General features: G+C 62.8%; 8 protein-coding genes. 4 read left to right on the top strand and 4 right to left on the bottom strand.

Annotated features, from left to right (window positions below):
- Positions 1-324 precede the first annotated feature (324 nt).
- Genes CCR95_RS09540 through CCR95_RS09525 form a run of 4 tightly spaced genes read left to right on the top strand, consistent with a single transcriptional unit; the run spans position 325 to position 7,608 of the window.
- Positions 325-2,373 (top strand): TOL_0244 family TonB-dependent receptor, encoded by a 2,049-nt coding sequence (locus CCR95_RS09540; RefSeq protein WP_207188571.1) that lies wholly within the window; start codon positions 325-327, stop codon positions 2,371-2,373.
- 11 nt (positions 2,374-2,384) lie between these two features.
- Positions 2,385-2,948, top strand: coding sequence for a TOL_0243 family YfiR-like periplasmic protein (locus CCR95_RS09535; protein WP_201093839.1), 564 nt, complete (start codon positions 2,385-2,387; stop codon positions 2,946-2,948).
- 8 nt (positions 2,949-2,956) lie between these two features.
- On the top strand, positions 2,957-5,353 hold the full coding sequence (locus tag CCR95_RS09530) for an ATP-binding protein (protein WP_201093838.1): 2,397 nt from the start codon (positions 2,957-2,959) through the stop codon (positions 5,351-5,353).
- Positions 5,354-5,364: 11 nt separating this feature from the next.
- Positions 5,365-7,608 carry a putative bifunctional diguanylate cyclase/phosphodiesterase gene (locus CCR95_RS09525; protein ID WP_201093837.1) on the top strand — a complete coding sequence of 748 codons (2,244 nt, stop codon included), beginning with the start codon at positions 5,365-5,367 and terminating at the stop codon, positions 7,606-7,608.
- A 4-nt stretch (positions 7,609-7,612) separates the two neighbouring features.
- Here the strand turns inward: CCR95_RS09525 and CCR95_RS09520 are convergent, their stop codons facing one another.
- The 4 genes from CCR95_RS09520 to argB form a co-directional block, all read right to left on the bottom strand.
- Positions 7,613-8,353, bottom strand: a complete 741-nt coding sequence (locus tag CCR95_RS09520; RefSeq protein ID WP_276570250.1) for an ISAs1 family transposase — start codon at positions 8,351-8,353, stop codon at positions 7,613-7,615.
- The gene (locus CCR95_RS25840; RefSeq protein ID WP_276570249.1) at positions 8,277-8,732 is read right to left on the bottom strand and encodes an ISAs1 family transposase; all 456 of its coding nucleotides are present in this window, start codon (positions 8,730-8,732) and stop codon (positions 8,277-8,279) included. Before CCR95_RS25840 ends, CCR95_RS09520 begins: the two co-directional genes overlap by 77 nt.
- An 89-nt stretch (positions 8,733-8,821) precedes the next feature.
- Positions 8,822-9,751, bottom strand: coding sequence for a class I SAM-dependent methyltransferase (locus CCR95_RS09515; protein WP_201093836.1), 930 nt, complete (start codon positions 9,749-9,751; stop codon positions 8,822-8,824).
- Between the two features lie 104 nt (positions 9,752-9,855).
- The gene (gene argB, locus CCR95_RS09510) at positions 9,856-10,752 is read right to left on the bottom strand and encodes an acetylglutamate kinase (protein ID WP_201093835.1); all 897 of its coding nucleotides are present in this window, start codon (positions 10,750-10,752) and stop codon (positions 9,856-9,858) included.
- Positions 10,753-10,754: the final 2 nt, after the last annotated feature.

The raw sequence follows: 10,754 nt of genomic DNA, 5'->3' as shown, positions 1-10,754 counted from the left end.
GCTTGTTACGTTCGATCCGGGGATCTTCCAGGGACGCAAAATGCTCAAGAAGGCTGGCTGACATGAGAAACTCCGATAGTCGTTTCTCGCGATCATCCGTCAACTACCCGAAAAACGGAATGTTTAAGCGCGCTCGCCCTGGTTAATGAAGCTCTACACGCATTTACGCTATGGTATTCTGGAATGGTGGATCCTCCAGGTGCTATGGAACACATCACGAGGATCGACGGCAACCATCCACAACCTTTCGCGGGTTCGTTTTTGCGCTCGGCCATTGCCGCCTTGGATTCCTGAGGCCAGGGAGGCGAGCGATGGAGTCACGACATGCGCGCCCGTTTCCAGCCGGATCCAGCGGCAACCCTGATAGGCATCATCCTGCTCCTCGCGGGGGTAACGGCGGCCAGGGGCGATGGGGATCTCACCGAGCTTAGTATCGAGGAACTGCTCGACGTCAAGGTGACCTCGGTAGGCAAGAAGACCCAGAGCTTGAGCGACGCGGCGGCAGCGGTGTTCGTGGTCAGCAACGAGGATATCCGCCGCAGTGGCGCCACCTCCATTCCCGATGCGTTGCGGATGGTGCCCGGCCTGCAGGTCAAGCGTCTCGACGCCAACAAATGGGCCATCTCGGCGCGCGGCTTCAGCGGACGCTTCGCCAACAAGCTGCTGGTGCTGATCGACGGGCGCACCATTTACACCCCAAGCTTCTCGGGCGTCTACTGGGAGAACCAGGACGCGATGCTCGCCGACGTCGAGCGGATCGAGGTGATTCGCGGTCCGGGGGCCACCCTCTGGGGAGCCAACGCCGTGAATGGGGTGATCAACATTATCACCAAGTCGGCGGCCGAGACCCAGGGCGGGCTGGCAGAGGTCGGTGTCGGCAGCGAGGAACGGGCAATCGGCGCCTTGCGCTATGGCGGCAAGCTGGCTCCTGACACCTATGCCAGGTTCTATGCCAAGTACAACGAACGTGACGCCCTGATCACGACTCTGGGCGAGGATGGAGGCGACGACTGGGATCTGGGACAGGGCGGCTTCCGGGTCGATTCGGTCTTCGCCTCGGGTGATCGCGTCACCTTCAAGGGCGATCTCTACCATAGCCGTCTGCGCCAACAACTGGAGATTCCCGATCCGCTGGCCGCGCCGACCTATACCGAGTCGGTCGATGACCGGATGACCGCCGAAGGCTGGAATCTGCTCGGGCGCTGGGAGCGGGCGCTCTCGGTCAGCTCCAATGCCTCCTTCCAGTTCTACTACGACCATTCCGATCGCAACGAAGGTTATGTCGGACAGCGTCACGACATCATCGACCTGGATTTTCAGCAGCGCGCCAAGGCCGGAGAACGGCAAGACATCGTCTGGGGTCTAGGTTACCGAGGCATCGACGACCGCTTCCACAGCACGGATCTGGCCGGTCTCACGCCGAGCCGGGAGAATCGCAATCTCTGGAGCGGCTTCCTCCAGGACGAGATCGAACTGGTATCCGAGCGACTGCGCCTGACCCTGGGCTCCAAGGTCGAGCACAACGAGTACACGGGTCTTGAGGTCCAGCCGAACCTGCGGCTCTTGTGGAAGGCATCCGAGCAGAGTTCGCTCTGGGGTGCGGTCTCGCGCGCGGTGCGCACACCTTCGCGGGCAGAGCTGAGCGCCAGCGTCACCACGAGGGTCGAAGCGGCCGGGGCGCCCGACTCCTTGCCGATCCTGGTTAGCTCGGTTGGCGATACCGGATACAAATCCGAGTCGTTGATCGCCTATGAGCTGGGCCTGCGCACCGCGCCCATGAAGCGGCTGAGTCTGGACGTCGCCCTCTTCTACAACGACTACGATCAACTGCGAACCTCCGGCACGATCAGCGAATTAGAGCTTTCCCTCGCGGACGGCTATCTGGATCTCGAGATGCCCTTTGACAACGAGGCGAGCGGTCATGGCTACGGACTGGAGGTATCGGCCGACTTCCAGGCGCGCGACTGGTGGCGACTGGTTCTGGCCTACAGCTATCTGGACCTGGATCTAAAGGCGAGTGCCGAAACCCTGGATACCAGCAACGACACCCAGGCCCGCACCGATCCGCGCCAGCAGATTTCGTTTCGCTCGCTGATGAATCCGCGCCCGGACATCGACCTCGACCTCTGGGTCCGCTACGTCGACCAAACCTACCCTGCCTTCGACGTCAGCCGCTACAGCGACCAGCTCATCCCCGCCTACTGGACACTCGACCTGCGTCTAGCGTGGCGCCCGCGCGCCGGACTTGAGCTGGCCATCGTCGGCCAGAACCTCCTGAGCCCATCGCATCAGGAGGGCTATTCCGACGCCTATGGGAACATTCCACTAGAGGTTCAGCGCGGCCTCTACGGCACCATCCGCCTGGCTTTCTAGGATCGGACGGGATGTCTCCAAAGACTCGAGTAGACAGGTTCCGAGGGCGTGTCGGGGTCGTCGCAGGTCTCCTGCTCGCCTGGCTCGCGACCTTGGCGCCCGCCCTCGCGCAGGTGGAAGAGGCCGAGCTTTCGGCGGCCTATCTCTACAATTTCAGCAAGTTCGTCCATTGGCCAGCGGCCGCGCTGTCGGACTCTTCCAAGGCGCTAGTGCTCTGCGTCTACGGCCGATCGGGATCGGCGGGCGAGGCGATCGGAGCGCTCGACGGCAAATTCGCGCAGGGACATCGGATCCGCGTCGAACGGCACGCGCGCGGTGATGCATTAAACGACTGCCAGATCGTCTATGTCAGCGATTCCGAGCGACCCTATTTGTCGCCCTTGCTGCGCGCGCTGGCCAACCAGCCAGCCCTGACGGTCAGCGATATTCCGGGGTTCGTCTCGGCGGGCGGCATGATCGGCCTGGTGATGGTGGATAGCCGATTGCGCTTCGAGATCAATCGCCAGAGCGCCGAGGCGGCTGGCCTGAGCATCAGCTCCCAGGTGCTGAAACTGGCGACGCAGGTGGTGCGGTAATGAAGCCCATGCCTTGGCTCAGAGAGCTTTCCATCCGTTACAAGCTCATGCTCATGATACTGATGGTCGCCACCATCGTGCTGGGGCTGTCGAGCCTGATCCATGTGCTCACCGAGCGGCAGAATCTAGAACGCACCGCGCTCAGCGAGCTCCAGGCCCTGGCGGACATGCTGGCTTACAACGTCGCCTCGGCCCTGGCCTTCAACGACGCGGATTCGGCGCGACAGACCCTGGCCGCGCTCGCGGATCGACCGGATCTGGTGGGGGCCTATGTCCACGACACCCAAGGCCGGCTCTTCGCGGCCTACCCGGACGGCGCCGCCAACGCCGAGCCGCTCCCGCTCGACCTGGCCACCAACGGCGTCGCCATCACGGATGGTCGGATGCATGTCATTCGGGCCATGAAAGTGGATCACGAGACGATTGGCCATGTCCATCTCCTTGAGGGACTGGGGCGCGTGCGAGCCGCGCTGAACCGCTCTCTCTGGGTGAGTTTGACAATCTTCGGGATCGCCGTGATCACGGCCATGATCCTGGCGCAGGCGCTCCAGCGGGTCGTCTCGCGACCCATCATGTCGCTCACGTCGGCCATGGATCTCCTGGCGCGAGAGAAGAACTACGGTATCCGGGTCGAGACCGACCGGGGCGACGAACTCGGCGCGCTGATGCGCGGCTTCAATGAGATGCTGGATCAGATCCAGCAGCGCGATAGCGCGCTGGAAAGCTACAACGACGATCTGGAACGTCAGGTCGCCGACCGTACCCAGGAACTCGAACGCACGGTGGCGGCGCTCGGCGAGGCGCGCGATCGCGCGGAGGCGGCAAGCCGGGCCAAAAGCGAATTCCTGGCCACCATGAGCCACGAGATCCGCACCCCCATGAACGGCGTCCTTGGCATGGCCGAACTCCTGCTCAAGAGCGGGCTAACGGATCGGCAGCGGCGCTTCGCCGAGACGATCCAGCGCTCGGGCAAGGCACTGCTCTCGATCATCAACGACATCCTCGACTTCTCCAAGATTGAGGCTGGCAAGATGGCCCTGGATCCGCACGATTTCGATCCGCACGAACTGATCGAGGACATCATCGATCTCTTCGCCGAAGCAGCCAGCACCAAGGGGCTGCTGCTGCGGGCGGACCTTCCGGACGATCTTCCAGGCCAGCTTCATGGCGATGCGGCCCGGCTGCGTCAGATCCTGATCAATCTTGTCGGCAACGCGATCAAGTTCACCGAGCAGGGCGAGATCGGCATCCAGGTGCGCCTGACCCAGACAGCCGAGGACGCGCTGGACGCCCGGATCCAGGTGCGGGATACCGGACCGGGCATCGACCCGGCCCTGTGGCAGAGCATCTTCGATCCATTCTCGCAGGGCGATGGCTCCACCACCCGCGACTACGGCGGTACCGGACTTGGCTTGGCCATCTGCCTGCAACTCGCGCGTTTAATGGATGGCGACATCCAGGTGGACAGCCAGCCGGGCCAGGGGGCACGCTTCACGCTGCGGGCGCGACTCGCGCCCGCGACCATGCCGTCCTGCCGGAAGGCGCGCCGGCATCAGGGACAGCCAGGCGAGGCTGGGATCGCGACGGCGATGCCAGACTCCGAGCAGGTTCTTGGTGGGTGCATCCTTCTCGTCGAAGACAACCCCGTGAACCAGGAGATGGCCTCGCTGCTGCTGGTGGAGCTGGGTCTGGAGGTCAGGGTCGCCAACAACGGCGAGGAGGCGGTGCGGACCTTCGCGAATGGCGGCGTCGATCTGATTCTGATGGACTGCCACATGCCGGTGATGGATGGCTTCAGTGCCGCCCGCGCGATCCGCCGGCTGGAGACAAAGCGCCCGGACGTGACGCCCATCCCCATCATCGCGCTGACCGCCGACGTGCGGAAGGACGTGCAAACCTGGTGCCATGAGGCAGGGATGGATGACTATCTCAGCAAGCCGTTCAAGCAAAGCCAACTGCGCGAGAAAATCACGCACTGGCTCGCGCCGGGACAGCTCCGGAGCGAACATCCACCGATGGAGCCAGCGCCGGGCGAGGACGGGGCCGCCGGGGAGGCGACGCTGGACGCCGCCACGCTCGACGGCATCCGAGCGCTCGGGCGGCCGGGCCGCCCGGATCCACTGCCGAAGGTCATCGCGCTTTATCTGGATTCCGCGCCCCCCCTCATGGATCATCTGAGAAACGGCTTGACGACGGGCGACGCGGGCTCGGCGCGTCTGGCCGCCCACACGCTCAAGTCCAGCAGCCTGAACCTGGGCGCGCGGACCTTCTCAAGCTTGTGCGCGAGGCTTGAGATCCTGGCCCGCGACGGCCAACTGGAGGCGGGTCGCGCCGCCCTCCTCGAGACCGATCGCGAGTTCACGCGGCTGGTCGCTGAACTTGGGCGACTGGCCAAATCACGATAATAAGAGCCCCCATGACAGCCAGAACGCACGAAAACGGCCCGCGGGTGCTGATCGTCGATGACGACATCACTTCACGCTACCTCCTGGTCGCAGCCCTGGAACAGGCGGGTCTTGAGGTCATGGAGGCCGATCAAGGCGCGGAGGCGCTGGCGTTGCTGGAAGGTGTCGATCCGTCGAGCCAGGGCTGGCCCGACATCGTGCTGCTGGACGTCCTCATGCCGGTCCTGGACGGCTTCGCCACCTGCCGGCGGATTCGCGCGCTGCCGGGCGGCGTCCACCTGCCGATCCTCATGATGACCGGGCTCGATGACGAGGAGTCGATCGAGCGGGCCTACGAGGCCGGCGCCACAGACTTCGAGGTCAAGCCCCTGAATGCCCGCATCCTGCCGCACCGGATTCGCTATATGGTGCGCTCCGGCGCGGCGGCCGAGGCGCTTTACCACAGCCAGCACCGGCTGGCGGCGGCTCAACGCATGGCCCGAATCGGACACTGGGAGTGGAATTTGGAACGGCGTGCCATCCAGTGGTCGGAGCAGTCGCTGGAGATCATCGGTGACCGCGCCGCGGCCGGAGACCCCGGCGTTCTCGATCGTCTCCTGTCGCGGGTGCATGCGCGCGACAGGCGGCGGGTCGCGCTCTGGTTCGAGCAATTCACGTACACCCAGGAATCCGCCGAGCTCAGCCATGGCATCATCGACTCGGACGGCCGTGAACGCCACCTGCGTCAGTTCGTCGAAACCCGTCGCGAGGACGCGGCCAGACCCGCCAGGCTGTACGGGGCGGTTCAGGATATCACCACGATTCGCGAGGCCGAGGACCATATCCAGCGGCTGGCCTTCTTCGACAGTCTCACTGGATTGCCGAACCGGACTCTGTTCCTGCAATTCCTGGAGCAGACCCTGAAACTCTTGCACCACCATCGCCCTGGCGCACTTCTCTTTCTCGATCTGGACAATTTCAAGCAGGTCAACGACACCCTGGGGCACCAGGCCGGCGATCTGCTGCTACAGGCGGTCTCCGAACGTATGGTGGCGAGTCTGCGCGCCAACGATCTGGTGTCGCGCTACGAGGGCGAGGAGCATCAAAATCTGGCGCGGCTGGGTGGCGACGAGTTCGCGCTACTGCTGCCGGAGATCGGCCATGGGCGCGATGCGGCACGGGTCGCCGCGCGTCTGCTCGAGGCCCTGGCGCCACCTTTTTCGCTTGCTGGGCACGAAGTGATGATCACTGTCAGCATCGGCATTACGGTCTTTCCCCAGGATGGCGACCAGGGTTCGGACCTCTTGCGCAATGGTGACATGGCCATGTACCACGCCAAGCGCGCAGGCAAGAACACCTTCAAGTTCTTCGATTCCTCGCTTAACGAGGCGGCGCTGCGGCGTCTGCGCACCGAGACCGCCTTGCGCCATGCGATCGACAACAACGAGCTATGTCTCTACTTCCAACCGCTGCTCGACCTCGGCTCCGGAGAGATGCGGGGCCTGGAGGCCCTGCTGCGCTGGATTAATCCAGAGCTTGGGGAGGTGTCTCCGGTTAACTTCATCCCGATCGCCGAGGAGACGGGGCTCATCGTCCCGATCGGCGAATGGGTGATGCGCGACGCTTGCGAACAACTGCGGGCCTGGCAATTGGTGGGCACCCTGATCGCGCGGGTCGCCGTCAATGTCTCCGCTTACCAGTTCAAACAGCCAGACTTTCCCGATCAGGTCGAACGCATCCTTGCCGACTCCGGTCTTGCGCCGAACTGTCTGGAACTGGAGTTGACCGAGAGCCTCCTCATGGACCATGCCGAGGCATCCGTTCAGATGCTCCATCGTCTCAAGGCCGTGGGGGTGCAGTTGGCCATCGACGATTTCGGGACCGGCTATTCGAGTCTGAACTATCTCAAGCGTTTTCCGATCGATCGACTCAAGATCGACCGCTCCTTCATCGTCAACATCGAGCGCGACCGGGACAATGCCGCGATCGTCCAGGCGATAATCGCCATGGCCGATACCATGTCGCTGCATGTCACCGCGGAAGGGGTCGAGACCAGCGAACAGTTGGACTTTCTCCGCGCCAACTGCTGCGGCGAGGTACAGGGTTTTCTGTTCAGCAAGGCGGTCCCGGTGGAAGAGATTCCGGATCTGATCCGGGATCTCGCCGCGCGACAGGGACACCGGGGGGCCGGCGCAACCGGATTGACGGACCGCCGCCAGGTGGACAGCGACCCCGATCAAAATCCGTCGGCTAACGCCCAGGGCGAGCGCGTATAAATATTCAGCCGAACACCACCTTGGCGCGGTCGTCGTCGTTCCACGCGGCCTTGCGGCGTTTCTTGGCCAAGCTGATCGCCGACCCCTCCTGATCGAACAGGTTCATGCTCAGGTGGCGCACCGAGGTCATGATGGCGGGGGCCTGGCCCTTGCGGATGCGGCTGGCATCGTCACCGAAGATCACGTCCAGGCGCCAGTGCAGGCGGTTTTCCACGCCCCAGTGTTCGCGCACGGCGTGGGCGAAACGGGCGGCATCGGGTGCAATGGAGCTGATGAAGTCACGGCGCTCAAGACTTTCCTTGCCGTCGCTGACGCAGGTGCGTTCGACCATCCCGATGCTGCGCAGCCCGACCCAGCGGGCGGGATCGGGAAGCGTGCGTAGATCCTCGGTGATCCAGTCGCGGCGCACTTCCACCCGACCATGATCTTTGTCCAGTTCTTCCGTGAAGTCAGCCTGGACATGGGCAAAATCAGCCTGCTGCGCCACGGTCCAATCATCTTCAACCGCTTCCTGCAGGGTGCTCTGGTTGCCCTTCAGACCCAGGACATCATCGGCGCCTTGCGCGACGATCTGGGCCGCGATCGCGGTCTGGCAGCCCATGGCATCAATGGTCACCAAACAACCACGCAGTTCCAGCAGCTCCAGCAACTTGGGGATGGCCGTTATCTCATTGGTCTTCTCGCTTGTCGCCTCTTGGCTCAACACGAGGCGGTTGGTACACGCCCAGGCACTGACCCTGTGCAAGGGCTGACGCCCCCGCCGACGGTCGCGCGAGCCGCGAGCCGCGAGCCGTCTTCCCATCGACGGCGATGACTTCCCCGTCGGTGACCTTGGCCACCGACTGCGTCCAACTCAACAAACACGCCTGAAATCCCTTCGGGGAGAGACGCGCGATCACGTTGGCAAGACTGTCATCGGAGGGCACGCCATTTTCAAACGGCGCAAACTGACGTAACCAATCCAGCTTTTCACGTCCGAAATCCTCGATCGCCTCCCAGCCGTCCGCCCCACTGACGACCGCGCAAATCGTCAACAGCACAAGATCGGCCAGGGCATGCCGCTTGTGACGCTCGATCCGAGGGTCTTCCAAGGACGTGAAATGCTCAAGAATGGTCGCTGACATGAGAAACTCCAACTGTCGTTTCTCGCGAGCATCCGTCAACTACCCGAAAAACGGAATGTTTAAGCGCGCTCGCCCTGAGCCTTCCAAAGCTAACCGGATTTACGGGCAACGATGAGCATCTGATCCCGACCGAGATACCCGAACTCCCGTGACCAGTAATACAAAGCCTCAACGTGCCGGAATCCCAGATCCCGCATCTCTTCCAGTAAACGCCAGCCGAAATGATAGAAGGCGAGACAGCCTTCGTCCCGGACGGGGTCGCCATGGTATTCCGGCGGCAGCAGATGCAAGACCTCGCCGGTCTCTTGCATCCTTGCCCGCACGAGATTGTCCGCGCAATCGCTGCGAAACGGCACGCTCAGGATCAAATGGCCGCCGGGGGCAAGGCATCGCAGAAACTCCTGCAATGCCTTGCGATAGTCAGGCACATGCTCCAGAACGTCGAAACTCAGTATCTTGGTAAAGCGCGCGTCGCCAAAGGACAGCCACGTGACGTTCTCGTTGCGAAGCCCGCGGGCATCGCTCTCGCCACGGGGCGTCTCGGGCCCCAGGAATTCGCTTCCGATCAAGGTCGCGGAGTAGCGACCGGCGAGGGTTCTGTACAAGTCGGTCGTTTGCTCGGTGATATAGACTTCGCCAATCAATCCACCAAGATGCCGATCGATCAGATGAATCACCGCACGCATCCGGTTATTCAAACCGCAGGACGGACATTTGAGCGACTCTCGCCAGTTTGGCGTCAGGATGCCATCGACCGGGTAGGCATACTCGAACGACACCTCGAAATCGACCTGCCGCGAGCAGACGTAGCAGGCTCCCGCCACGCCGAACCTGTCGTTGGCGGTCACGAGATGACACTCGACCGCCCGCTGCGCTGAAATTTCCGACTCGGCCCGCGTCAGGTATTCCTGGCGCTCCTGGCAGGTTCCGATCTTCTCCCACTCAATATCATGGCGGCAGAGCGGAACCGACTTGCGGGGAAGCCACTTGCCGATACCTGAAAGCAAGTTCGCCAGCATGTTCAAAACCTCTTTTAATCGCTTAAACCGCCCCGCTCCGACAGCCGCAGATGCTGCCGAGGTTGTTTCGATCCAAAAACATCGCACACCGCGCTGGGCGCGGTTTAACGACCGCGAATCAAGGTTCCCACGCCGGTATCCGTGAAGAGATCCAGCATCACCGCGTGCTCCACCCGACCGTCGATGATATGGGCCGTCTTGACGCCGGACTGGACCGCGTCGAGCGCGCACTGAATCTTCGGCAGCATGCCGCCGTGGATCACGCCCTCCGCGATCAGCGTCTTGACGCGACCGACATCCAGATCCTGGATGAGCGTGCCGTCGGCGTCGAGCAGACCGGCGATATTGGTCAGCAGCAGGAGCTTTTCGGCCTTCAGCACCTGGGCGATCTTGCCCGCGACCAGATCGGCGTTGATGTTGTAGGAACGCCCGTCCTCGCCTACCCCGATCGGCGCGATGACGGGGATGAAGTTCCCGTTGACCAGCATGTTCAGGATGCTCGGGTCGATACTCTCGACCTCGCCGACATGCCCGATATCGATGATCTCGGGTTCTTTCAGCTCCGGTGCGTCTCGCTTCAACAACATCTTGCGCGCGCGGATCAGGTCGCCATCCTTCCCGGTCAGACCGACGGCGGAACCGCCGTGTCGGTTCAGGAAATGGACGATCTCCTTATTGACCAGTCCGCCGAGCACCATTTCGACCACGTCCATCGTCTCGGCATCCGTCACCCGCATGCCCTGCACGAACTCGCTCGTCTTGCCGAGCCGCTTGAGCAACGAACCGATCTGCGGCCCGCCGCCATGCACGATCACCGGGTTGATCCCGACCATCTTCATCAGCACCACGTCGCGGGCGAAGCCCTCCTTGAGAACATCGTCCACCATGGCGTTGCCGCCATACTTGATCACCATGGTCTTGCCGCGAAAGCGCCGGATATAGGGCAGCGCCTCGATCAGGACATGGGCAATGGTTTGAGCGTGATCGTGGGGGAGTGTCATCG

The sequence above is a fragment of the Thiocystis minor genome, assembly GCF_016653465.1.
In the GTDB taxonomy this organism is placed as follows: Bacteria; Pseudomonadota; Gammaproteobacteria; order Chromatiales; family Chromatiaceae; genus Chromatium; species Chromatium minus.
Note: the sequence above shows the minus strand (reverse complement) of the source record. Positions and strands in the feature narration are given on the sequence as shown.

Coding starts and splice junctions, on each gene's coding strand:
- CCR95_RS09540 (WP_207188571.1), top strand. CDS start 325: ATGCGCGCCCGTTTCCAGCCGGATCCAGCGGCAACCCTGATAGGCATC.
- CCR95_RS09535 (WP_201093839.1), top strand. CDS start 2,385: ATGTCTCCAAAGACTCGAGTAGACAGGTTCCGAGGGCGTGTCGGGGTC.
- argB (WP_201093835.1), bottom strand. CDS start 10,752: ATGACACTCCCCCACGATCACGCTCAAACCATTGCCCATGTCCTGATC.
- CCR95_RS09525 (WP_201093837.1), top strand. CDS start 5,365: ATGACAGCCAGAACGCACGAAAACGGCCCGCGGGTGCTGATCGTCGAT.
- CCR95_RS09515 (WP_201093836.1), bottom strand. CDS start 9,751: ATGCTGGCGAACTTGCTTTCAGGTATCGGCAAGTGGCTTCCCCGCAAG.
- CCR95_RS25840 (WP_276570249.1), bottom strand. CDS start 8,732: ATGTCAGCGACCATTCTTGAGCATTTCACGTCCTTGGAAGACCCTCGG.
- CCR95_RS09530 (WP_201093838.1), top strand. CDS start 2,957: ATGCCTTGGCTCAGAGAGCTTTCCATCCGTTACAAGCTCATGCTCATG.